Origin of the sequence: Gilliamella apis, from assembly GCF_002142155.1 — a bacterium.
Taxonomy (GTDB): domain Bacteria; phylum Pseudomonadota; class Gammaproteobacteria; order Enterobacterales; family Orbaceae; genus Gilliamella; species Gilliamella apis.
Genome location: NZ_NASD01000005.1, coordinates 107,866 through 131,061 on the forward strand (window position 1 = coordinate 107,866; position 23,196 = coordinate 131,061).

The following is a 23,196-nucleotide window of genomic DNA, read 5'->3' on the forward strand; positions in this document are numbered from 1 at the left end:
TATATACATCTTTCGCTTGAACCATATCTAGAATTGATTAGATATATTTTACCAATAGCCAACTAAGGCTATTCATGGGCATAATAAATGTTTACAATGTATACGAAATTGAGAAAACACCAAATTGAGGAGTAGATCGAAGAATTTATGGCTATTTTACCGGTATTACGTTTCCCAGACGAACGACTTCGCAAAGTTGCTAAGCCTGTCTCTAATTTTACACCTGAGCTACAAGAAATTATCGATAATATGGTTGAAACCATGTACGCTGAACATGGCATTGGGCTTGCTGCAACGCAAGTTGATGTGCATGAGCAAATTATTGTGATTGACGTGTCAGAAGATAAAAGCCAACTTTATGTGATTATTAATCCTGAAGTGATTAGTCAAGAAGGTGAAACAGGCATTGAAGAAGGATGCTTATCGATACCTGACTGCCGTGGATTTGTGCCAAGATCAGAAAAAATCAAGATTAAAGCGTTAGATCGTAATGGTAATCCTTACGAAATCGATGCAGATGAACTGTTAGCCATCTGTATTCAGCATGAAATGGATCATTTAAAAGGTAAACTGTTTGTTGATTATCTCTCGCCATTAAAGCGGCAACGTATTGAACAAAAGATGAAAAAACTAGCTCGTGAGGAGCAGAAAAATCGATAAAAAAACCGCCAGCTATTTTGGCGGTTTTTACTATATAGCCTAACGTTATTTAGCTACAATCACCATTGCTGGTCGAATTAATCGGCCATTAAGTGTATAGCCTTTTTGAATAGTATTAACAATTTGTCCTGATTGATGTTCTGGTGATTCAACCATACTAATTGCTTGATGCAGATCAGGATTTAGCTGTGAATCAGCTGTATTGATAACTTCAATACCAAATTTTTTGACCGTATCTAAAAATGATTTAAGTGTTAGCTCTAATCCTTCTACCGTTGCTTTATGTTCAGGATTATTTTTATCGGTAGATTCTAATGCCCGCTCAAGATTATCAATCACCGGTAAAAGTTCATTTGAGAATTTTTCAAGAGCAAATTTACGTGCTTTATCAACATCTTGTTCAACACGTTTGCGTACATTATCAATTTCAGCACGAGCACGAATCATTGCTTCACTCTCGTTTTTCTTAGCAAGTTGCAGTGCTTGTTCAAGTTCGCTAATGCGAGCATCTTTAGCCTTTAACTGATCTTCAACACTTGGTTGTGATGGGGTTTGCTCTTCAGTACTTTGCTCAGTTGGGGTTTCAATGTTGGTTTCATTTTCTGACATATTGTTCTCTTGTTCTGTCATACGGTACTCCAAATTTAGTCGAAAACTTAGTGAATAACAGTTATTATGGGGATAATTTTTATTATTACAAGTTTAACGATAAGATGATATCGTGTTTTTTAATTGATAACTAAAAAATAATTGTACTTAAGTCAAAAATAAACAAGGATATTTTATGGGTAGACCATTTAAATGTGTTGGTTTGGTTGGGATTCCACGTAAGTTAGAGGCGATTGAAACTCACCAAGTACTATATGACTGGCTAGTTAACTTAGGTATTGAAGTTTTGGTTGAAGATCGATTAGCGCAATATATTAAATTACCTAGCAATGTTTATGCGTCTCTCGATACTATTGGTGAACAAGCAGATTTAGCCATTGTGGTGGGCGGTGACGGCAATATGTTACGTTCTGCGCGTCACTTATCACACTATAAAATCAAAGTAATTGGGGTGAATCGAGGTAATTTAGGTTTTTTAACCGATATTTCTCATGATCATGTCATCGAACAATTAACCCCAGTTATCAAAGGTGAATATGATGATGATCCTCGATTTTTGCTGGAAGTATCAATCTATAGTGATGGTCAGTTAATTAATTCTGGTTTTGCGGTAAATGAAATAGTGGTTACCCCCAATACGGTTGCCCATATGATTGATTATGATGTCTATATCAATGAGCGTAATGCGTTTTCACAACGTGCTGATGGCTTAATTATTGCAACACCGACCGGTTCGACCGCGTACTCACTATCGGCCGGTGGTCCAATTCTTGCACCACATTTAGATGCGTTAATTATTACACCAATGTTTCCACACTCTTTGGCAGTTAGACCTTTAGTTATTAAGAGTGATGATCCGATTCATCTTAAATTTCCAACTACCGCTTTGGATCTTAATATTGCTTGTGATAGCCAAATTATTTTACCGGTTAGGCCAACCCAAGATGTGATAATCCGTCGCTCCAATTATGAATTTAATCTAATCCATACTAAAGACTATGATTATTTTAATAATTTATCGAGTAAGTTAGGTTGGTCACAAAAAATGTTTTAAGGGTTGCTATACTAAGTAACCCTTATTTTCATATTGAAATTATCATTTAAAGATAGATTTATTTTTAAATGATAAAGGTTAAGGCATAAACCGTTAATGATGAAAAGATTGCGGCGATCACATCATCAACCATAATGCCAAATCCACCCGGCACGCGTTTATCAAACCAGCGGATTGGCCAAGGTTTGGCCATATCAAAGACTCTAAAAGCAAAAAAAGCAATAGCAATCCATAAAACAGATATTTGTGGAATAAAAAATAGGGTAATCCACATACCAACAAATTCATCCCATACTATATGTCCTGAATCATGAGTATGAGTATCATCCGACGTTTTTTGACATAAAAAACAACCAAAAATAAAAGCGACAACAATCAACACCCAATATAAATATGGTTGCAGACCATCAAATAGCAGCCAAAGTGGAATAGCCATTGCTGATCCCATTGTGCCGGGCATAATAGGTGACATACCCGATCCTAAACCCACCGCGAGTAGATGGATAGGATTTGTTAATTGGACATATTTTTTAAAGTCTTTATTTCGCTCTTGTTTTGTCATTATGTTAAAGGTCTTTTAGATAAAATAATGCCGACTTAAAGTCGGCAAAAAAACAGCTTAGCTAAATCAAGCTAAGCATTAGTGATAATCAACTATATTATTCGTCTTTAGTTAACGTTGCAACCATTACCGCTTTTATCGTATGGAGGCGGTTTTCTGCTTCGTCAAACACGATGCTATGTTTTGATTCAAATACATCATCGATCACTTCTAAACCATTTTTTAAACCATACTGAGCAGCCATTTGTTTACCAACAGTGGTATTCATATCATGAAATGCCGGTAAACAGTGCATAAATTTGACTTCTGGATTACCAGTTAAATTGATGACATCCTGATTTACTTGATATGGTGTTAATAATTTTACTCGTTCATCCCACACTTCTTTCGGTTCGCCCATCGATACCCATACATCGGTATAAAGAAAATCAACATCCTTAACACCTGAAGCAACATCTTCCGTTAAAATAATTTTAGCACCTGTCGTTTTGGCTATCTCTTGACACTTATGCACTAATTGAGCTTCGGGTTGACAGGCTTTTGGTGCAACTAAACGAATTTCCATACCCATTAATGCCGCACCTTCCATTAACGAATTTCCCATATTATTTCGTGCATCACCTAAATAGGCAAATTTAACACTGCTTAATGCTCGCTCACCGATATGTTCTTGCATAGTCATAAAATCAGCTAAAATTTGGGTTGGATGGGCTTCAGTGGTTAAACCATTCCAAACCGGAACACCAGAATATTTAGCTAAGGTTTCAACAATTTCTTGCCCATAGCCACGGTATTCAATGCCATCATACATTCTGCCTAATACTCGAGCTGTATCCGCAATTGATTCTTTGTGTCCAATCTGGCTACCGCTTGGTCCTAAATAGGTAACTTGTGCACCTTGATCAAATGCACCAACTTCAAATGCACAGCGTGTACGGGTTGAGTCTTTTTCAAAAATAAGCGCAATATTTTTACCAACTAAATGTTGTTTTTCAGTACTTTGTTTTTTGGCTTTTTTTAATTCAATAGCTAGATTAATTAATTGATTAATTTCTGCTGGAGTAAAGTCAAGTAAACGTAAAAAATGACGTTGATAAAAACCGTGCATACAGAGCTCCTAATAGCCATAAAAAATTATTAAGATTCTATTTGAATAATTATGCAATTTCAAGTTAAACATTTCATATTGATGTAATATTGGTGTTAAATTATGAAATAGTCTAAAAAATTAGACTTTATTGTTTAATTATTTTTTATAATACTGCTTTTTTTGTTTAAAAAATTGTAATAAAATGGCCAAATATTGTCTGTTTAGAAAACAATTAATTGAATTTTTATTCATAATTATTGATTATTTAATCAAAAGGTCGTTTAATCATGCAAACTTATGCCCTCCTTATTTTACAAGATGGTTCGCAATTTATTGGTAAATCAATTGGTGCTGATGGCCAAACTGTTGGTGAAGTTGTGTTTAATACTTCTATGACAGGGTATCAAGAAATTCTTACCGATCCTTCATACTGTGAACAAATAGTGACATTAACTTATCCGCATATTGGTAATGTTGGTACCAATAGTGCTGATGATGAATCAACACAAGTTTATGCAAAAGGATTGATTATTCGAGATTTACCATTAATCGCAAGTAATTATCGTAGCGAAATGGATCTTTCAAGTTATTTAAAAAAACATAATGTGATTGCGATTGCTGATATTGATACACGTCGTTTAACACGTATTTTACGTGAAAAAGGGGCACAACATGGCGTGATTATTACCGCAAATGATAAACAGACCTTACTTGATAAAGCAGAAAATGCCAAACAGCAGGCAGTAGAATATAAGGGTTTAAGTGGTTTAGATCTGGCTAAAGATGTGACGTGCAGTAAAAGTTATACATGGACCAGCAGTATATGGACAATTCAACAAGAGCATCCAACTCCAAAAGCAGAAAGTGAATTACCTTATCATGTTGTTGCTTATGACTTTGGTGTTAAACAAAATATTTTACGGATGTTAGTTGCGCGTGGATGTAAGTTAACTGTTGTTCCCGCTAAAACGCCAGCAAATGAAGTGCTGGCACTGAATCCGGATGGTATCTTTTTATCAAATGGTCCAGGAGATCCGGCGCCTTGTACTTATGCCATTGAAGCGATTAAGCAGTTTCTGACTACCGATATTCCAGTTTTTGGTATCTGTTTGGGGCACCAACTGTTAGCACTAGCCTGTGGTGCTAAAACTATCAAAATGAAATTTGGTCACCATGGTGGTAACCATCCAGTTAAAGATCTGGAAAATAATAGGGTAATGATTACAGCGCAAAATCATGGCTTTGCTGTCGACGAAATTACTTTACCGACTCATTTACGAGCTACACATAAATCGTTATTCGATGGTTCATTACAAGGTATTCATCACAATCAAAAACCTGCATTTAGTTTTCAAGGACACCCTGAAGCCAGTCCAGGTCCACACGATGCTGCGCCACTTTTTGATCACTTTATCGAATTAATTAAAATTTATAAGCAGGAGCAATAACATGGCTAAGCGAACAGATATTAAAAGTATTCTAATTATTGGCGCAGGCCCAATTGTTATTGGTCAAGCTTGTGAATTTGATTATTCAGGCGCTCAGGCATGTAAAGCATTACGTGAAGAAGGATACCGAGTAATTTTAGTTAACTCGAATCCCGCAACCATTATGACCGATTCAGAAATGGCTGATGCCACCTATATTGAGCCAATTCATTGGACATGTGTGCGCAAAATTATTGAAAAAGAGCGACCTGATGCCATTTTACCGACAATGGGGGGGCAAACGGCATTAAATTGCGCATTAGAGCTTGAAAAACAGGGTGTATTAAAAGAGTTTAATGTTGAAATGATCGGCGCTACTGCCGATGCGATTGATAAAGCGGAAGATCGCAAACGCTTTGATCAGGCGATGAAAAAAATTGGTCTTGATACAGCTCGTTCTGGTATTGCTCACTCATTAACAGAGGCTTATGCGGTACTAGAACAGGTCGGATTTCCTTGTATTATTCGTCCTTCTTTTACAATGGGGGGAACCGGTGGCGGTATAGCATACAATCAAGAAGAATTTGAGGAAATATGTACTCGAGGCCTTGATTTATCGCCGACTAATGAATTACTTATTGATGAATCATTGATTGGATGGAAAGAGTATGAAATGGAGGTCGTGCGGGATAAAAACGATAATTGTATTATTGTTTGTTCGATTGAAAATTTCGATCCTATGGGGATCCATACTGGCGATTCAATCACGGTTGCACCGGCACAAACCTTAACAGATAAAGAGTATCAAATTATGCGTAATGCTTCAATTGCGGTATTACGTGAGATTGGCGTTGAAACTGGTGGTTCAAATGTACAATTTTCGGTTGATCCAAAAACAGGTCGATTAATTGTCATTGAAATGAATCCTCGGGTATCTCGTTCTTCAGCGTTAGCATCTAAAGCAACCGGTTTTCCTATTGCTAAAATCGCGGCTAAATTAGCGGTTGGCTATACACTTGATGAACTCTGCAATGATATTACTGGTGGAAAAACTCCTGCTTCTTTCGAACCTTCTATCGATTATGTCGTTACTAAGATTCCACGGTTTAATTTTGAAAAATTTGCTGGCTGTAATGATCGCTTAACCACGCAAATGAAATCAGTGGGTGAAGTGATGGCCATTGGCCGAACATTCCAAGAATCCATGCAAAAAGCACTACGAGGGCTAGAGGTTGGCGCCAGTGGGTTGGACGAAAAAATCGATAATTATAGTGATGAAAAGAATCTAACTAAAATTCGTTACGAACTACAAGAGGCAGGTAGCGATCGCATTTGGTATATAGCCGATGCTTTTCGAGCAGGTTTTACCGTTGATGAAGTGTTTTTATTAACTCATATTGATCGCTGGTTCTTAGTGCAAATAGAAGAATTAGTACAAATAGAAAACCGCTTAAAGCAACAAACCATTAATGATCTTGATCAAGAGACATTATGGCAACTTAAACGTAAAGGCTTTTCGGATCTTCGTATTGCTAAACTGCTTAATACTCAAGAACAAGCCGTGCGAGATCTGCGCGTACAATATGATATTCACCCAGTTTATAAACGTGTGGATACCTGTGCAGCCGAGTTTTCAACCGATACCGCCTATCTTTACTCAACCTATGAACAAGAGTGTGAAGCCAATCCACAATTTAATCGTAAAAAGATTATGATTTTAGGAGGAGGACCTAATCGTATTGGACAAGGGATCGAATTTGATTACTGCTGTGTACATGCTGCTTTAGCTTTACGCGAAGACGGCTTTGAAACCATTATGGTAAATTGCAATCCCGAAACGGTTTCAACCGATTATGATACTTCCGATAGACTCTATTTTGAGCCAGTTACCCTTGAAGATGTGCTTGAAATTGCTCACGTTGAAAAACCTGATGGCGTGATAGTGCAGTATGGTGGACAAACTCCGCTGAAATTGGCGCGAGCCCTTGAAGCTGCCGGAATTCCAATTATTGGTACTTCACCTGATGCCATAGACAGAGCTGAAGATCGCAAACGCTTTCAAGAAGTAGTTGATAAATTAAAATTAAAACAGCCTGTTAATGCCACCGTAATCGATATCGATGAAGCAGTAATCAAAGCAGAGCAAATCGGTTATCCACTTGTGGTGCGTCCATCTTATGTATTAGGCGGACGAGCAATGGAAATTGTCTACAATGAACAAGATTTACGACGCTACTTTAAAACCGCAGTAAGTGAATCCAATAATGCGCCAGTACTGCTTGACCACTTTTTAGATGATGCAATCGAGGTGGATATTGATGTGATTGCCGATGGCGAGCAAATCGTTATTGGTGGCATTATGGAGCATATTGAACAAGCCGGTATCCACTCGGGTGATTCAGCTTGTTCACTGCCAACTCATACCTTAAGCCCTGAAATTTTAGCTGAACTGCGAAAACAAGCGAAACAATTGGCGTTTGAACTTAATGTAAAAGGTTTAATGAATGGGCAATTTGCAGTCAAAGATAATCAAGTTTATCTGATTGAAATTAATCCGCGTGCAGCGCGTACGGTGCCATTTGTCTCGAAAGCCACAGGCTTACCACTGGCTAAAATTGCGGCTCGCGTCATGACAGGGCGATTGCTTGCCAAGCAAAAGGTCACCCAAGAAGTGATTCCGCCTTATTATTCCGTTAAAGAGGTAGTATTACCATTTAATAAATTTAGCGGTGTTGACCCAATTTTAGGACCAGAAATGCGCTCAACCGGTGAAGTTATGGGAATTGGTAAAACGTTTGCCGAAGCTTTTGCTAAAGCACAACTTGGCAGCTTGTCGAATATGAAAAAATCTGGCAAAGCATTACTTTCAGTTCGTGAACAAGATAAATCAAGACTATTAGAAGTGGCTAAACGTTTAATTGCGCATGGCTTTACGATTGATGCCACACTTGGCACAGCAAAAGCATTGCAACAAGCAGGAATTGCCTGCCAAATTGTCAAGAAAGAGAATGAAGGTCGGCCCAATATTCATGATCATATCAAAAATGGTGAGTACAGTTATATTCTTAACACAACCTCAGGTCGTGCAGCTATTGAAGCATCTAAAATCCTACGCCGTAGTGCTATCCAATATAAGGTTCATTATGATACAACTATGAATGCAGCTTATGCTACGACAGCAGCTCTGGATTACAATCCTGCTGATAGCGTGATACCGTTACAGGCACTTTATCAATAAACAAAAAGACGAGCTATAGCTCGTCTTTTTTGATTGATCATAATTTATTTTTTAACTCTTGGCTTCAACCATCGCTAAGATATCCGCTTCGGTTAATTTGTGAGTCTGATTAGCAAACGCATAGCAAGTTGGTTTTTTATCAATAAAGACTTCAGCCGTGAATTTTAAATCCTTAATATCGTCAAAGATCCAAGCTGCAAAATAGTAATTTTGTGTATCTTTTAAACGATAATAAAGATGTGAACCACACTCTTTGCAAAATGTTCTTTCTGCCCATTGTGATGAATTAAAATGACTAATGTTCTCTTGCCCTTCTATCGTTATATCGCCACTATGTGCTAATGTCATTAATGGCCCAGCACTCCATTTACGGCAAGTTTGGCAATGACATGCACTTAAATGGGTATTAGCAAACGGAACCGTTAATTTTACTTTTCCGCATAAACAAGATCCATGATATTGAGTTGACATATTTTTTCCTTTTTCCAATTAATGATTTTGCTAATTGGTTAAATATTAGCATAATGGATAATCAACTAGAATAAGTTTAGTTGTAAAAAATATTGAGGAGTGTATACCGTTTAGTATATAAATTGTCTTTATTTGTTAAGGAATGTGTAAAAAAAGGACAGTTAGACTAGTAGGGTATTGCTTTATTATTTTATTGATATAATATAGCCACCTCTTTGACGCGGGGTGGAGCAGCTTGGTAGCTCGTCGGGCTCATAACCCGAAGGTCGTTGGTTCAAATCCAGCCCCCGCAACCAATTCTACCAAACCTTTCTCATATTCTTACAAACAACTAAATAATTACGCTGATTTTGGCACCGCAAGTAATGTTGATACCGCTTCGCTAATGCGTCTAGCAATGTAACTATTGTTCATTGTATATAAATGGATACCATCAACATTTTGTGAGACTAAATCAACAATCTGATCGATAGCATAAGCAATACCAGCATCACGAAATGCATCCGGATGATGTTCATATTTTTCCATCATTTGCTTAAATTTCTTAGGTAGATTAACACCACACATTGAAACCATTCGTTCAATCTGATTTTTATTGGTAACGGGCATAATGCCTGCTTCAATTGGTACATTAATATCCATGTCATGTGCTTTATCTAAAAAAGCATAAAAATAGTCATTATCAAAAAATAGTTGTGAAATTAACTGATCGGTACCGGCATTTACTTTTTCTTTTAGATGGATTAAATCTTGTTTAAGCGTCGTTGCTTCAAGATGTCCTTCCGGATAACAGGCACCAATTACGTTAAAATCACCATTTTCTTTAATAAATGAAACAAGTTCACTTGCAAAACGAAAATCATCTTTGGGGGTTACGTTTGGATTGATATCTCCGCGTAACGCCAGCACGTTATCAATTCCCGCACATTTAAGGTCATGGAGGATTTTTGACATTTCTACTTTATCAAAGTTAATTCCTGGTAAATGGGCGACACTTTCAATCCCATAGGTATGTTTAACCGAATGGGCAATGTCGATTGTGGTTTGACCATTCAAACTACCACCGGCACCATAAGTGACACTAATAAAGTCAGGTTTAAAATAACCTAATTCGCGTAATGTGCTATAAATTGTCTCTAATGGTGACGTTTTTTTAGGTGGAAAAACCTCAAAGGAAAATACTGTTTTTTGGTTAAATAATAAATTTGTTTTCATTGGTACCATCCATTCTTGCTATCTTTTTTACTCTACTGACATTACCGCCGCCTATAAAGGCGGCGGTAATTAAGACAGACAAAGCTAATTAACTTTATAAAAAACAGTGTTAATTAAGAGTCTTTCTCACTTCTAATGTGGCTTTAACTAAGTGTTCTAAGCTTTCAATTACTTCTTTTTCACCGCGAGTTTTTAAACCACAGTCTGGATTAATCCACAATTTTTGCTTATCAATTTTGGCTAATAATTTTTCAATAGTTGCTTTGATTTCAGCAACTGGTGGTACGCGTGGTGAGTGGATGTCATACACACCAGGTCCAACTTCTGTTTTAAAGTTATTAGCTTTAAGCACATCAATTAATTGTAGATTTGAGCGTGATGCTTCAAATGAAATAACATCAGCATCCATTGCGTCGATATCTTTGATGATGTCAGCAAATTCGCTATAACACATATGGGTATGAATTTGGGTATCAGCTTGTACTTTGCTGTGAACCAATCTAAATGCTGGAATTGCCCAATCTAGATATTCACTATTCCAATCAGCTTTACGTAATGGTAATTTTTCTTTTAATGCCGCTTCGTCAATTTGGATGACTTTAATGCCAGCCGCTTCAAGATCTAATACTTCATCACTGATCGCTAAACCAATTTGGAATACCGATTCTTTTTGTGAGATATCTTCACGTGGGAATGACCAGTTTAAGATAGTCACAGGGCCGGTTAACATGCCTTTAACTGGTTTATCAGTTAAACTTTGCGCATATTTTGAATATTCAACCGTAATTGGTTTTGAACGTGAAATATCACCCCAAACAATTGGTGGCTTAACGCAACGTGTACCATAAGATTGTACCCACGCTTTTTCAGTAAATACGAATCCGTTTAAGCTTTCACCGAAATATTCCACCATGTCATTACGTTCAAATTCACCGTGAACTAATACATCAATACCGATCTCTTCTTGCAGTTTGATACATTCAGCAATTTTTTGTTTATTAAATTCGGTATATTCATTTAAACAAATTTCGCCTTTTTTGAATTTAGCACGATTTAAACGTACATCCGGCGTTTGTGGGAATGAACCAATAGTTGTAGTAGGTAATAATGGTAAATTAAAGGCTTTTTTCTGCGCAGCTTCACGTACTGAAAACTCAGGTAAACGAGTAAAATCAGACTCTTTCAGTGCCGCCACTTTTTGACGAACTACTTGGTTAGCTCCTTCACGCTCACGGGTAAAGAGTGTTTGGTTCGCTTTATAAGCGGCATTATTATCTGGATTGGCTTCATTAAGTAATTGGCCTAATTCAGCAAGCTCTTGTAGTTTTTCTTGAGCGAAAGCAAAATAAGCACGTTGTTGAATAGTTAATTTAGTCTCGTTCTGTAAAGTATAAGGTACATGCAATAATGAGCATGAAGTATTCACCACAACGTTTGCCGCTTTTTGTTTAATTTTAGCTAATAATGTTAAGGTTTTTTTGTAATCATTTTTCCAAATATTTTTACCATTAACGACACCAGCAAATAATACTTTTTCAGCAGGGAAGCCATTATTTTCAAGTAAGGCTAAAGTTTGTTTACCTTCAACAAAATCAAGACCAACACCATCAAAAGGTAATGCAACAAGTTCTTTATAACAGTCACGTACATCACCAAAATAAGTTTGTAATACGACTTTCGTTTTACCTTTAACAGATAAAATAGCTTGATAAATTTCGTTAAATAACTCGATATCTTGTTGAGTAAGATCAGTCACTAAAATTGGCTCGTCAATTTGAATCCAATCAGCGCCAAGAGCAGTGAATTTTTGAATGATTTCTTGATAAGCTTTAATAATATCAGCTTTAAAATCAACTAATTGCTTTCTACCTAAGTATTGAGCTAATTTGAAAAAGGTTAAAGCACCAATGATAACCGGTTTCGTTTGAATGCCGAGTTCTTTGGCTTCTTGGTATTCATCAAATGGTTTGCTACTGGCAATTTTTATTTCTAGTGAATCTTCGATTTCAGGAACAAGATAGTGATAATTGGTATTGAACCATTTTTTCATAGCTAATGCACGAACATCACCTTTATCGCCTTGATAACCACGAGCCATAGCAAAATAACGATCGAGTTCAGGTAAACCTAAATCTTGATAACGTTTTGGTACAACATTTAGTAAACATGCTGTGTCTAGAACTGCATCATAAAATGAGAAGTCATTTGATGATATAAATGCTATTTTTTGAGCAGCTTGTTGATTTAAATGTTCTGCACGTAGCGCTTTTGCTTCACTTAATAGCTCCGCTTGAGTTTTATTTCCTTTAAAATAAGCTTCGGTAGCAAATTTTAATTCACGAAGCTTACCAACACGTGGATATCCAATAACAGCAGTATTCATTTTATTTTCCTTTCATTTCATCGCAGTTCTTTTAGTAACTAAAAAGATAACAAAAAAAATCGCTATTGAATAATTCTAGTTTTTTATGGATTGATATAGTTTTTAACTATATCAAAATAATTTACCATTTCCAGTTAACCCAAAATTAAGTATATTTATTTACTAAATGGATATAGGATAAGAAGAAATTCTAGATCATGATCAGTAATAGTTTCTATGTGTATTATTCTTTATTTAATTTACTTTCTTGAGCTTACTTTGATCTATCCATCATTAGGTAATGACCATAGCGGTGTTATGACTGTTCAGTCGATTTTGAACTTTTTTATTGTAGTTTTTTTCTTTTTTAACTGTATTGTCAATATTCTGTATTGCCTATTTAAGTCACGTAAACATTGGTTTGATTATCTTGCGGTTGGATTACTGTATGCGGTTATTATTTTTATTCCAGTAAATAATTTCATGGTGGAAAAGACAAAGGAAGCTCGTCAATCACACTGGCTTGAGCGACAACTTAGTTATATAAAGGTGGAAAGAGTAGAGAAGATTAATCTAAATATTTTACAAAAATGATTAATAATTAATTTATATAGTTAAGATTCAAAACCCTCCTATCTTGATTGGGACAGAAGGGTAGTAAACAATATTTATTTTCGCCATTCGCCTCGGATTGGTCTGGAAAAGTGCGCTAGTACTGCAATCATACAGATCTCGATAGAAACACCCCAATAAATATGACCTAAAATTTCACTCCATAATTCATAGCCATTTAAATTCCACAACCAACCAATTGTTCCTTCAGGTGCATAAGCGGGATGGCGGAATCCTAACAATGGAATAAAAAATCCGTGCATGACAACGGTAATAATTAGCCCATAAAATGCCCCATACCAAAGTCGGATTTTATTCCAAAAATAAGCAATAAATACATAAACAAAAGCAAAAGCGAAACTAAATAACCAGTGATAAAGAGTGACTGCACCCAAAACATTGGTTCCTTGATAAATATAATCAAGCGAGTGGGAATTGATGCCTAACCAACCAAGCCAAGCATCAATATGTGCCGCTGGTGGCGAAATTTCACCGGGAACTCGAGGAGGCATATTAACTTCAGATCCCCATTTGACTAATGAACTGATAAAACCACCAATAATTGTTGTCCAGATGATAATTTGACGATTTGTTTTATTTCCAAACATTGAAGTTATTCCTTACTATATTTAATAGAATTGAAATTAAATAGCCAATAATATAAATAAATTGTGTTCTATCTAAGTTCTACCTAAATTGGGTAGGACGTTTTATTGTATATTCGTTTAAAACAAAATTTGTTTGCTCAGCATTACTTTTGGGGTGGACTAATATAGCTTTAATCAGTCATAATGGATAGATGCCGACATACCGATTTATAGACTAATTACGGTTAAATAATATACGCTTTTAAATCTAAATAATACACATTATCCCGATCATAATTTTTAAAAACACCTAAAATGATTATTTTAATTGATAATGATTCTCATTATCATGTATAATGGCAATATATCAATTTTGAGGTTTTGATTATGTTGAAAATATCCACAGTAAGTTTAGAAGAGATCAATAATACTGTTCATATTCCCGATCCGAATGCGAGTTTTTTTCGAAAACTGTGGGCTTTTTCTGGTCCGGGGGCTTTAGTAGCGGTTGGTTATATGGATCCCGGTAATTGGATCACCTCAATTCAAGGCGGTGCGCTTTATAGTTATTTGTTGCTATCAGTGATATTAATTTCTAGCTTGATAGCCATGTTATTACAGGCCATGTGTGTCAAGATTGGCGTAGTCACCGGCATGGATCTTGCACAAGCAACTAAATCAATGGTGGGTAGAAAGGTAGCATTTTGCTTATGGATATCAACTGAATTAGCGATTATTGCCACAGAAATTGCCGAGGTGATTGGTAGTGCCGTTGCCTTGAATCTTTTGTTTGATATTCCATTATTAATTGGGGTTTTATTAACGGTATTTGATGTAGTTATTTTGTTAATTCTAATGCGTTTTGGTTTTAGAAAAATAGAAGCTATCGTTTTTTGTTTAATTGCGACAATATTTATTATCTTCACTTATGAAGTGTTAAGAGCTTCACCGGCATTGAGTGACATTATTAATGGCTTTATTCCTCGAACAGATATTTTTACTGCCTCAATTAAAGGGCATGATTCAGCATTAGTTATAGCATTAGGTATTGTTGGTGCGACTGTTATGCCACATAATTTATATCTACACTCTTCAATCGTTCAAACCAGAAAATATGACAGAAAGAATCGAACCAGCCTAAAAGATGCAATTAAATATGCCACCATTGATTCCAATATACAGTTATCCTTTTCGTTCATCATCAATTGTCTATTATTGATTCTTGGTGCCGCCCTTTTTTACGGCAATAATCCCGATGATCTTGGTCGATTTACACAGCTATATGATGCTTTGAAAGATCCACATATGGTTGGCCCGGTAGCCAGTTCGATTATGGCAACATTATTTGCTGTGGCATTACTGGCATCCGGTCAAAATGCAACAATTACTGGTACATTGACGGGGCAAATCGTTATGGAGGGATTTATCAATTTATCAATTCCTCTTTGGGCAAGACGAATAATTAGTCGTGGATTGGCGGTGACTCCGGTTATTTTATGTATTTATATTTGGGGAGATAAAGAAAATATTGTCGAAAATTTATTAATTTATACTCAAGTATTTTTGAGCATCGCTTTACCGATATCCATGGTGCCTTTAATTTGGGTCACTTCAAATAAAAAAATTATGCAGGAGTTTGTTAACAGTAAGTTAACTATTATTTTAGGCTGGATAGCAACTATTTCGTTAGTGATATTAAATTTACAACTAATTTATGAAGTGATTAGTTCATTATATTAACTAACTATATATCAACTTATATATCAACTAGTGATTGCTCAAAACCATTGATTCAGTTGTTATCAATGGTTTATATTTTTTCTTATCAATTGATGACACACTTTTATTGATTTGCTCAGTTATTAAGCAAAAGGATCCGTTTTAAAAACTAGGTAAAATCTAGATAGCAACGTAATTCTAGTTAAAATAATAAAATTAAATCGTAATTTTATTTAAAAAGCTGTATTTATTTACAGTGTTTTTGTTGATATACTCGTACTAATTTTAATCAGCTGCATGTGTTTATTTAATTATTATGATAACTCAACTTACTATTAATAATTTTGCTATTGTCGATCAGTTGTTAGTTGATTTTACAACAGGGATGACCGCAATTACAGGGGAAACTGGGGCCGGTAAATCGATTGCGATTGATGCCTTAGGACTATGTTTAGGTAATCGTTCTGATGCCTCTGCCATTCGTAATGGTGCGGAAAGGGTAGATATTTCAGCTAGCTTCGTACTTGATGACACGCCAGCGGCATATGCATGGTTAACTGAAAATCAACTTGATGAAGGTAATGACTGTATTTTACGACGAGTTATCAATCAAGATGGGCGTTCTAAAGCATTTATTAATGGTCGAGCTGTACCGATTTCACAATTAAAAGATTTAGGACAGATGCTAATTCAAATTCATGGCCAACATGAACATCAGCGTTTGTTAAAAAGTGATTATCAACAAATATTACTTAATCACTATATGCATGAACCGAACTTATTATCGCAAATGCAACAGGCCTATAAGCAATGGAAAACGGCTAGCCAAGCTTATCAACAATATCAATCCTCAAAACAAGAGCGCGATGCACATATTCAATTATTGCAATATCAGTTAAAAGAGTTAAATGAATTTTCGCCGATTGAAGGAGAATATCAACAAATTGATGAAGAATATAAAAAGTTAGCCAATAGTGAACAGCTAATTAGTCTTAGCCAACAATCGATGATGTTACTCGACGAAGCTGATGAGTACAATGTAAGTAATATGCTTAATAGTGTTAAACATATTATTAATGATTTAGCTGGGTTAGATCCATCTTTAAATAATGTTTCAGCAATGCTAGAAGAAGCCACTATTCAAATTAAAGAAGCTTGCTATGAATTACGTCATTATAGTGAAAGTTTAGAGTTGGATCCGGCAAGAGTGATGCAACTTGAACAACGCTTATCAAAACAGATCGCTTTAGCTCGTAAGCACCATGTGTCACCAGAAGCATTACCTGAATTACATCAGAGCTTACTTAATGAATTTAAACAGATTAATCAGCAAGATGAACAAGGTGAACAGTTAAAAGAGCAGATCAAAAAATATCAACAAATTGCCGTAGAATTAGCAACTAAATTACACCAAAAACGCTTAACAGCTAGCAAAACATTAGCTAAAAACGTATCGGCTACTATGCATGAATTATCTATGCCAAATGGTGATTTCAGTATTGATATAACATTCGATGAAAACCGCTTGAGTGAAGATGGTGCAGATCAGGTATCTTTTTTAGTTAGTACTAATGCAGGGCAAATTGCACAACCTTTGGCTAAAGTCGCATCTGGCGGTGAATTATCTCGTATAGCGTTAGCTATACAAGTTTTAACTGCACAAAAAATGGACACACCGGCACTGATTTTTGATGAAATTGATGTTGGTATTAGCGGGCCTACTGCCGCTAAGGTGGGACAGTTATTAAGACAACTTGGTGAATCAACTCAAGTTATTACTGTGACACATTTGCCACAAGTTGCTGGTCAAGCTAATCAACACTATTTTGTAAGTAAACAAACCAATGGCAAACAGACCGCTACTGATATGCAAAGATTAGATAAAAATGGTCGTTTAAATGAACTAGCTAGGTTATTGGGCGGTGATAAAATCACAGATGCAACATTAGCCAATGCGAAAGAGTTACTTATTATCTAATTTAATTATGGTAAAATAACGACTTTAATTTTGGACTGAGGATAGCTAGAATCATGAGCTTATCTGGTAAAAATATTTTATTAGGCATAACGGGTGGCATTGCTGCTTATAAATGTCCAGATCTTGTCCGCCATTTAAAAAAGGCTGGTGCGCAAGTACGAGTTGTATTGACCGAGTCCGCTAGTCATTTTGTCGCACCGATGACGTTACAAGCGGTATCTGGTAATGCAGTATCAAAAGAGTTATTCGATCCTACAGCTGAACTCTCAATGAGCCATATTGAATTAGCTAAATGGGCTGATTTAGTATTAATTGCCCCGGCTACAGCGAATATTATTGCTAAGATGGCAAATGGTATTGCCGATGATCTGTTATCGACGATGTGCCTTGCGACGCCAGCCAAAATTGTTATCGCACCAGCAATGAATCAACAGATGTATAAAGCTGCCGCAACGCAGCAAAATTTAGCGACATTAGAATCACGCAATACGTTAATTTTAGGTCCAGATGAGGGTTTTCAAGCGTGTGGTGATATTGGTCCTGGTCGCATGGTTGAACCGACAACTATCGTTGAAAGTATTAATAACTATTTTCAAGCTAATTCCGAACTTGCTGGAACTACCATTACCATCACTGCAGGCCCTACCATTGAAGAGCTTGATCCAGTACGTTATATCAGTAATTATAGTTCTGGTAAAATGGGCTTTGCCATTGCAAAAGCAGCGGCCGAAATGGGAGCAACAGTGAACTTAATTAGCGGTCCAGTTAATTTAACAACACCTGATAATGTTAATCGCATTAATGTAAAAAGTGCTAAACAGATGTATGATGAGGCATTGGTTTTGGCGAAGAAATCTACGATTTTTATCTCTTGTGCCGCTGTTGCTGATTATCGGGCTGAGACTATTGCTAAGAATAAAATTAAAAAAACTGATGATAGCAATGAGCTTGTGATTAAATTAGTTAAAAATCCGGATATTGTTGCCAGTATTGCTGGATTAAAAGAATACCGTCCATTTGTCGTTGGTTTTGCCGCTGAAACGAATGATGTAAAGGCCTATGCCCTTAAAAAATTGACCACAAAAAATTTAGATTTAATTTGTGCTAACGATGTGTCAGACCAGAATATAGGTTTTAACTCTGATCAAAATGCATTAACCCTTTATTGGCAAAATGGCGAACAAACGTTACCATTAAGCAGTAAACAACAATTAGCAAAACAGTTACTTCAAGCAGTTATAACACGATATAAAGCGAGTCATGATGAAAAGAAAAATTGATATTAAAGTATTAGATAAACGTTTAGGTAATGAGTTTCCACTACCAACTTATGCAACCGAAGGTTCAGCTGGTATCGATTTAAGAGCAATGTTTGATAAAACTACCGAAATTAAACCTGGTGAAACGATTTTAACCCCAACTGGTTTATCTATGCATATTGCTGATCCTAGCTTAGCTGCATTAGTGTTACCTCGTTCAGGACTTGGTTCAAAAAATGGTATTGTTCTTGGTAATTTAGTTGGTTTAATTGATTCTGATTATCAAGGTCAATTATTTGTGCCAGTTTGGAATCGAAGCCAAACTCCATTTGTTATTGAACCGGGCGATAGAATTGCGCAATTAATTATTGTGCCAGTCGTGCAAGCTGAATTTAATATTGTTGATGATTTTGTTGAATCAACACGCGGTGAAGGTGGATTTGGGCATTCAGGTAAGAAATAATCGTGAGTAGCAAAAATAAAAATCGTAAAGAAGATATACTCCAAGCATTGGCAACTATGCTTGAATCTAATGAAGGTACGCAACGAATCACAACGGCTAAATTAGCTGCAACAGTTGGTGTTTCTGAAGCTGCATTGTATCGACATTTTCCCAGCAAGACGAAAATGTTTGAGAGCTTAATTGTTTATATTGAAGATATTTTGCTTTCTCGTATTAATGTTATTATGCAAGATGAACCGAATACCTTTGTTCGACTGCAACTTATTTTAGCCTTAATACTTGGTTTTTCTGAAAAGAACCCTGGTCTGACTCGTATCATGACTGGGCATGCATTAATGTTTGAACAAGAGCAATTGCAAGATCGAATTAGTCAATTATTTGAACGAATCGAAACCCAGATAAAGCAAGTCATACGAGAAAGAAAAATTCGTGAAGGTATCGCTTTTACCACTGATGAACGTATTTTGGCTGGTCAGTTACTTGCATTTTGTGAAGGGATGATGGTACGTTATTCTCGTTCAGGTTTTAAGTATTTACCCACAACAAACTTTGAAACCCGTTGGGCTTTATTAGCAAAACAGTTAGTTTAATTCGACTCACTAACAATTATCGTTCTAACTATTTCTGTTATTGTTACAGAGGATAATTTCATGAATTTTGAAAATATAACCAATCAAATTCTATTCTTTATAGAAAAATATGATGGGGTAGTATTAAGTTATGTAGCTCATTTTTGTTTTGCCATTGTTATTTTTCTTATTGGCCGAACCATTGCTAAATTTGTTGCTCGCCAATTAAGAAGAATATTAACCAATCGTCATGTTGATCCAACCGTAGTTAAATTTGTTAGTTCGTTATCTTATTACGCCATTATAGTGATGACTTTCGTTGCTGTATTGGGACAACTTGGTGTGCAAACCGCTTCAATTGTTGCGGTAATCGGTGCGGCAGGCTTGGCGGTAGGTTTAGCTTTGCAAGGGTCGTTGTCGAATTTTGCTGCTGGTGTAATCTTAATTATTTTTCGTCCTTTTAAAGTTGGGGAAACCGTGGTTATTAATAACCAAAAAGGGGATATTGATTCAATTCAAATCTTTTCAACCACTATTGTCACCCCAACAAATGAAGTAGTCGTTATTCCAAATGGCCAAGTAGTTAGTGCCAATATTATTAACTATACCCGTTTGCCGGAAAGACGTTTAGATTTAGTCGTTAATGTTGGCTATGATTCAGATATTCAAAAGGTTTATCAAGTTTTAAATCAAGCAGTGAATAAAACGAATAATATCTTAACCAGTAAAGATTCAATTATTCGTTTGGATTTATTGGATGCTTCATCGATGAATTTTAATGTTTTAGTTTGGACTCTCAATGCCAATTATGGACCAGTTAAAGCTGAATTGCTTGAAAATATTAAAAATGGCTTAACTGAAAATGGTATTAACATTCCATATCCAACTATGGATGTAAATGTAAACTCTCAATCATAATATTCAATTATTGTATTCTGTTGCTGGTGAGCAACGGAATACAACACTTATTTTTGTAGTTAGATATCTTGATCCATATTTAATGCTGGTTTATCGCAATCAGGGCAACCAACGATTTTAGCTGGCACACCTGCCACAGTAGTATGTTCCGGTACTGGTTCTAAAACTACTGAACCGGCACCAATTTTAGCGCCTTTACCAATTTCAATATTCCCTAAAATTGTCGAATGGGCACCAATCATAACGCCTTCACGAATTTTCGGATGACGATCGCCATTTTCTTTACCGGTGCCCCCTAAAGTGACTGATTGTAGGATAGAGACATCATTTTCAATGACTACCGTTTCACCAATGACAATACCTGTTGCATGGTCAAACATAACACCACAACCAATTTGGGCTGCTGGATGAATATCAACACCAAAAACAATGGCAATTTGGCTTTGTAAGAAGGTTGCTAAAGATTTACGATCTTGTTTCCAAAGCCAGTGTGCAATTCGATAAGCTTGTAATGAAAGGAATCCTTTATAATAGAGCAATGGCGTTGAATAGTAATTAGTGGCTGGGTCACGAACGTACACTGCAAGAATATCAGTAATGGCGGCATGGATAATATTATCATCAGCCTGATAAGCTTGTCTGGCTATCTCGCGGATTTCAATTGCAGGTACAACTTGGGTGGCAAGTTTATTGGCTAAAATGTAACTTAAGGCACTACCTAGATTTTCATGATTAAGTAACGTTGCATGGAAATAACTCGCTAACATTGGTTCACTTTCAACCAGCTTCGATGCTTCTTGTCGAATTGTTTGCCACAACATAGCTGGTTTAACAAATTTTTTGCTTGTATTCACGCCAAATACCTATATAGATTTAAACATTAGTCATAATATTTAGTATTGTTTCGCAAACAAAGGATAGACGCAAGCTTTAATAGACAAACAGATGATAATTTGTGAAATGGGAACCCGCAGTTCCCATTTCTATTCAATTATTGAATTATTATTGATTATTTGCTTGTTTATTATCACTTAAAGTAAATATTGCGATGCATGAAATGATTAGCACGATACTAGCTAGTATATAAAAAGTCGTTGAATAACCATGATTATCAAATAATTTACCCACAGGTTTTGACAACACAATAACCCCTAAATTTGATGAAATATTAAAACCAACCAAATAAAGTGTTGCTGAAAGTCTGGCATCGAAATTAGCTACAATATATTTGAACATTGCCAAAATAAATAGTGGAATTTCAATTGCATGAAATAGTTTGACCAAAGAGATTAGATAGACATTATCTAAGCTTGCTGATAAACCTATTCGACAAATCATAACTAATGCCGCCACTAATAGTGATTTTTTAGCTCCCAATTTATTAATAAAATAAGGTGCAATAATCATACAACTTGCTTCAAGAAAAACTTGGAATGAATTTAAATAACCATAAATTTTATAACCGGTTTCCTCTTTTTCGAAAAAACTGGTGTAAAAATTCGGAAATAGCTGTTGATCATAAATGGTATAAAAACTGAAAGTACCAATAATAAAGACAACAAATAGCCAAAATTTACGAAGAGCAAAAAGTGATAATATTTCACTGATTGTAGGAATATTTGGCTTCGGTACTATTATTTGCGGTGTGTTATTGCTTACCGATAATTTTTGTGTAGGTTTAAAAAATAAATTGATGATGAAATAGATAGCTGCGACGCCAGAAGCGAGCCAAAAGTTAATATGTGGATCAATGCCAAATGAAAGACCAGCAACAAGAGTCGCAGCAGCATAGCCAAATGAGCCCCAAAATCTTGCTGGGCCAAATTCAAAGTTACATAAACGACTTATCCGCTCGATAAATGAGTCAATTAAGGCACTGCCAGATATAAAGCCTGCACTTAATACCGGTGCTCCGATACAAACACCTAATATAAAATCCTGCCTTAATAGAGGTTCATAAACATAAATCAAAAAAGGGCCAATCAGTATCATCATGATACTTTGAAAAGTAACAACCGCTTTTCCTATCTGTAATTTATCTTGAATGAAACCGTAAAAGATCATAAAAAACATGGCTGCAGCCGAATTAGCTGCATACACAACCCCTAGTTGTTCTCCGGATAATCCAATTTTGCTTTTAAGCCAAATCGCATAAAAAGACCACCAAAGCGACCATGCAGCATAAAAGGTAATAAGATAGCCTGATGAGAACCAATAATTTTTATTTTTTATCATATCTATATTCATTTTTTAGTCTCTTCTATTGGGTAGTTTAACGTTAACATGTTAATGTTAACATTATTGTCATAATTGAAATAAAATAGATACAATCAGATCTCATAAATGTTACTTTCCTCACACTTTTTATCATTTTTATTTGTGGTATCATCACACTAACTAAAT

The 23,196-nt window shown here is 35.8% G+C and carries 20 protein-coding genes and 1 tRNA gene; 12 read left to right on the forward strand and 9 right to left on the reverse strand.

Annotation, left to right across the window (positions count from 1 at the left end):
• Positions 1–147 precede the first annotated feature (147 nt).
• A complete protein-coding gene (gene def / locus B6C84_RS03960) occupies positions 148–660 on the forward strand; it encodes a peptide deformylase (RefSeq protein WP_034903137.1) in 513 nt (170 codons plus the stop codon).
• A 45-nt stretch (positions 661–705) separates the two neighbouring features.
• Here def and grpE read toward each other — a convergent pair whose 3' ends face one another.
• On the reverse strand, positions 706–1,290 hold the full coding sequence (gene grpE / locus B6C84_RS03965; RefSeq protein ID WP_086353976.1) for a nucleotide exchange factor GrpE: 585 nt from the start codon (positions 1,288–1,290) through the stop codon (positions 706–708).
• 154 nt (positions 1,291–1,444) lie between these two features.
• Here grpE and nadK point away from each other — a divergent pair, with 154 nt between their 5' ends.
• Complete coding sequence (nadK, locus tag B6C84_RS03970; RefSeq protein WP_086353977.1) at positions 1,445–2,323, forward strand: NAD(+) kinase; 879 nt, start codon at positions 1,445–1,447, stop codon at positions 2,321–2,323.
• A 64-nt stretch (positions 2,324–2,387) separates the two neighbouring features.
• On the opposite strand, the gene B6C84_RS03975 is transcribed toward nadK, so the two are convergent.
• Both B6C84_RS03975 and argF read right to left on the reverse strand, forming a co-directional pair.
• The gene (locus tag B6C84_RS03975; RefSeq protein ID WP_086353978.1) at positions 2,388–2,885 is read right to left on the reverse strand and encodes a phosphatidylglycerophosphatase A family protein; all 498 of its coding nucleotides are present in this window, start codon (positions 2,883–2,885) and stop codon (positions 2,388–2,390) included.
• 97 nt (positions 2,886–2,982) lie between these two features.
• Positions 2,983–3,993 (reverse strand): ornithine carbamoyltransferase, encoded by a 1,011-nt coding sequence (gene argF, locus B6C84_RS03980; RefSeq protein WP_086353979.1) that lies wholly within the window; start codon positions 3,991–3,993, stop codon positions 2,983–2,985.
• Between the two features lie 269 nt (positions 3,994–4,262).
• Between argF and carA the strand changes: the two genes are divergently transcribed.
• Positions 4,263–5,423, forward strand: coding sequence for a glutamine-hydrolyzing carbamoyl-phosphate synthase small subunit (gene carA / locus B6C84_RS03985; RefSeq protein WP_086353980.1), 1,161 nt, complete (start codon positions 4,263–4,265; stop codon positions 5,421–5,423).
• Between the two features lies 1 nt (position 5,424).
• Positions 5,425–8,640 (forward strand): carbamoyl-phosphate synthase large subunit, encoded by a 3,216-nt coding sequence (carB, locus tag B6C84_RS03990; protein ID WP_086353981.1) that lies wholly within the window; start codon positions 5,425–5,427, stop codon positions 8,638–8,640.
• Positions 8,641–8,691: 51 nt separating this feature from the next.
• Here carB and B6C84_RS03995 read toward each other — a convergent pair whose 3' ends face one another.
• Positions 8,692–9,111 (reverse strand): GFA family protein, encoded by a 420-nt coding sequence (locus tag B6C84_RS03995; protein ID WP_086353982.1) that lies wholly within the window; start codon positions 9,109–9,111, stop codon positions 8,692–8,694.
• 219 nt (positions 9,112–9,330) lie between these two features.
• Here B6C84_RS03995 and B6C84_RS04000 point away from each other — a divergent pair.
• Positions 9,331–9,407, forward strand: a tRNA-Met gene (locus B6C84_RS04000).
• A 43-nt stretch (positions 9,408–9,450) separates the two neighbouring features.
• Here B6C84_RS04000 and metF read toward each other — a convergent pair.
• Positions 9,451–10,326: a methylenetetrahydrofolate reductase [NAD(P)H] gene (metF, locus tag B6C84_RS04005; protein WP_086353983.1), complete on the reverse strand. Its 876-nt coding sequence runs from the start codon at positions 10,324–10,326 to the stop codon at positions 9,451–9,453.
• Between the two features lie 109 nt (positions 10,327–10,435).
• Complete coding sequence (gene metE / locus B6C84_RS04010; protein ID WP_086353984.1) at positions 10,436–12,709, reverse strand: 5-methyltetrahydropteroyltriglutamate--homocysteine S-methyltransferase; 2,274 nt, start codon at positions 12,707–12,709, stop codon at positions 10,436–10,438.
• Between the two features lie 216 nt (positions 12,710–12,925).
• On the opposite strand from metE, the gene B6C84_RS04015 reads away from it, so the two are divergent.
• On the forward strand, positions 12,926–13,282 hold the full coding sequence (locus B6C84_RS04015) for a hypothetical protein (RefSeq protein ID WP_086353985.1): 357 nt from the start codon (positions 12,926–12,928) through the stop codon (positions 13,280–13,282).
• A 74-nt stretch (positions 13,283–13,356) separates the two neighbouring features.
• Here the strand turns inward: B6C84_RS04015 and B6C84_RS04020 are convergent, their stop codons facing one another.
• Positions 13,357–13,908 (reverse strand): YagU family protein, encoded by a 552-nt coding sequence (locus B6C84_RS04020; RefSeq protein WP_065579115.1) that lies wholly within the window; start codon positions 13,906–13,908, stop codon positions 13,357–13,359.
• A 366-nt stretch (positions 13,909–14,274) separates the two neighbouring features.
• Here B6C84_RS04020 and B6C84_RS04025 point away from each other — a divergent pair, with 366 nt between their 5' ends.
• The 6 genes from B6C84_RS04025 to B6C84_RS04050 all read left to right on the forward strand — a co-directional run bounded on the left by B6C84_RS04025 (position 14,275) and on the right by B6C84_RS04050 (position 20,793).
• Positions 14,275–15,627, forward strand: a complete 1,353-nt coding sequence (locus B6C84_RS04025) for an Nramp family divalent metal transporter (RefSeq protein ID WP_065579116.1) — start codon at positions 14,275–14,277, stop codon at positions 15,625–15,627.
• Between the two features lie 295 nt (positions 15,628–15,922).
• Positions 15,923–17,584: a DNA repair protein RecN gene (gene recN / locus B6C84_RS04030; protein ID WP_086353986.1), complete on the forward strand. Its 1,662-nt coding sequence runs from the start codon at positions 15,923–15,925 to the stop codon at positions 17,582–17,584.
• A gap of 50 nt (positions 17,585–17,634) precedes the next feature.
• A complete protein-coding gene (gene coaBC, locus B6C84_RS04035; protein ID WP_174565008.1) occupies positions 17,635–18,864 on the forward strand; it encodes a bifunctional phosphopantothenoylcysteine decarboxylase/phosphopantothenate--cysteine ligase CoaBC in 1,230 nt (409 codons plus the stop codon).
• Entirely contained in the window at positions 18,848–19,306 is a 459-nt protein-coding gene (gene dut / locus B6C84_RS04040; protein WP_065579119.1) for a dUTP diphosphatase, read from the forward strand. Before coaBC ends, dut begins: the two co-directional genes overlap by 17 nt.
• Before the next feature lie 2 nt (positions 19,307–19,308).
• Entirely contained in the window at positions 19,309–19,896 is a 588-nt protein-coding gene (gene slmA, locus B6C84_RS04045) for a nucleoid occlusion factor SlmA (RefSeq protein WP_244893525.1), read from the forward strand.
• 60 nt (positions 19,897–19,956) lie between these two features.
• Positions 19,957–20,793 (forward strand): mechanosensitive ion channel domain-containing protein, encoded by an 837-nt coding sequence (locus tag B6C84_RS04050; protein ID WP_065579121.1) that lies wholly within the window; start codon positions 19,957–19,959, stop codon positions 20,791–20,793.
• Between the two features lie 59 nt (positions 20,794–20,852).
• Here B6C84_RS04050 and cysE read toward each other — a convergent pair whose 3' ends face one another.
• Together cysE and B6C84_RS04060 are read right to left on the reverse strand one after the other, a co-directional pair.
• Positions 20,853–21,614: a serine O-acetyltransferase gene (cysE, locus tag B6C84_RS04055; RefSeq protein ID WP_065579143.1), complete on the reverse strand. Its 762-nt coding sequence runs from the start codon at positions 21,612–21,614 to the stop codon at positions 20,853–20,855.
• Positions 21,615–21,795: 181 nt separating this feature from the next.
• Entirely contained in the window at positions 21,796–23,040 is a 1,245-nt protein-coding gene (locus B6C84_RS04060) for an oligosaccharide MFS transporter (RefSeq protein ID WP_065579122.1), read from the reverse strand.
• Positions 23,041–23,196 lie beyond the last annotated feature (156 nt).

Excerpts from the sequence above, each read along its gene's own strand:
- B6C84_RS04060 (WP_065579122.1), bottom strand. The coding sequence starts at position 23,040 with ATGAATATAGATATGATAAAAAATAAAAATTATTGGTTCTCATCAGGC.
- grpE (WP_086353976.1), bottom strand. The coding sequence starts at position 1,290 with ATGACAGAACAAGAGAACAATATGTCAGAAAATGAAACCAACATTGAA.
- metE (WP_086353984.1), bottom strand. The coding sequence starts at position 12,709 with ATGAATACTGCTGTTATTGGATATCCACGTGTTGGTAAGCTTCGTGAA.
- def (WP_034903137.1), top strand. The coding sequence starts at position 148 with ATGGCTATTTTACCGGTATTACGTTTCCCAGACGAACGACTTCGCAAA.
- B6C84_RS03995 (WP_086353982.1), bottom strand. The coding sequence starts at position 9,111 with ATGTCAACTCAATATCATGGATCTTGTTTATGCGGAAAAGTAAAATTA.
- dut (WP_065579119.1), top strand. The coding sequence starts at position 18,848 with ATGAAAAGAAAAATTGATATTAAAGTATTAGATAAACGTTTAGGTAAT.
- metF (WP_086353983.1), bottom strand. The coding sequence starts at position 10,326 with ATGAAAACAAATTTATTATTTAACCAAAAAACAGTATTTTCCTTTGAG.
- carA (WP_086353980.1), top strand. The coding sequence starts at position 4,263 with ATGCAAACTTATGCCCTCCTTATTTTACAAGATGGTTCGCAATTTATT.
- B6C84_RS04050 (WP_065579121.1), top strand. The coding sequence starts at position 19,957 with ATGAATTTTGAAAATATAACCAATCAAATTCTATTCTTTATAGAAAAA.
- B6C84_RS04025 (WP_065579116.1), top strand. The coding sequence starts at position 14,275 with ATGTTGAAAATATCCACAGTAAGTTTAGAAGAGATCAATAATACTGTT.
- cysE (WP_065579143.1), bottom strand. The coding sequence starts at position 21,614 with ATGTTGTGGCAAACAATTCGACAAGAAGCATCGAAGCTGGTTGAAAGT.
- argF (WP_086353979.1), bottom strand. The coding sequence starts at position 3,993 with ATGCACGGTTTTTATCAACGTCATTTTTTACGTTTACTTGACTTTACT.
- B6C84_RS04015 (WP_086353985.1), top strand. The coding sequence starts at position 12,926 with ATGTGTATTATTCTTTATTTAATTTACTTTCTTGAGCTTACTTTGATC.
- recN (WP_086353986.1), top strand. The coding sequence starts at position 15,923 with ATGATAACTCAACTTACTATTAATAATTTTGCTATTGTCGATCAGTTG.
- B6C84_RS03975 (WP_086353978.1), bottom strand. The coding sequence starts at position 2,885 with ATGACAAAACAAGAGCGAAATAAAGACTTTAAAAAATATGTCCAATTA.
- carB (WP_086353981.1), top strand. The coding sequence starts at position 5,425 with ATGGCTAAGCGAACAGATATTAAAAGTATTCTAATTATTGGCGCAGGC.
- B6C84_RS04020 (WP_065579115.1), bottom strand. The coding sequence starts at position 13,908 with ATGTTTGGAAATAAAACAAATCGTCAAATTATCATCTGGACAACAATT.
- nadK (WP_086353977.1), top strand. The coding sequence starts at position 1,445 with ATGGGTAGACCATTTAAATGTGTTGGTTTGGTTGGGATTCCACGTAAG.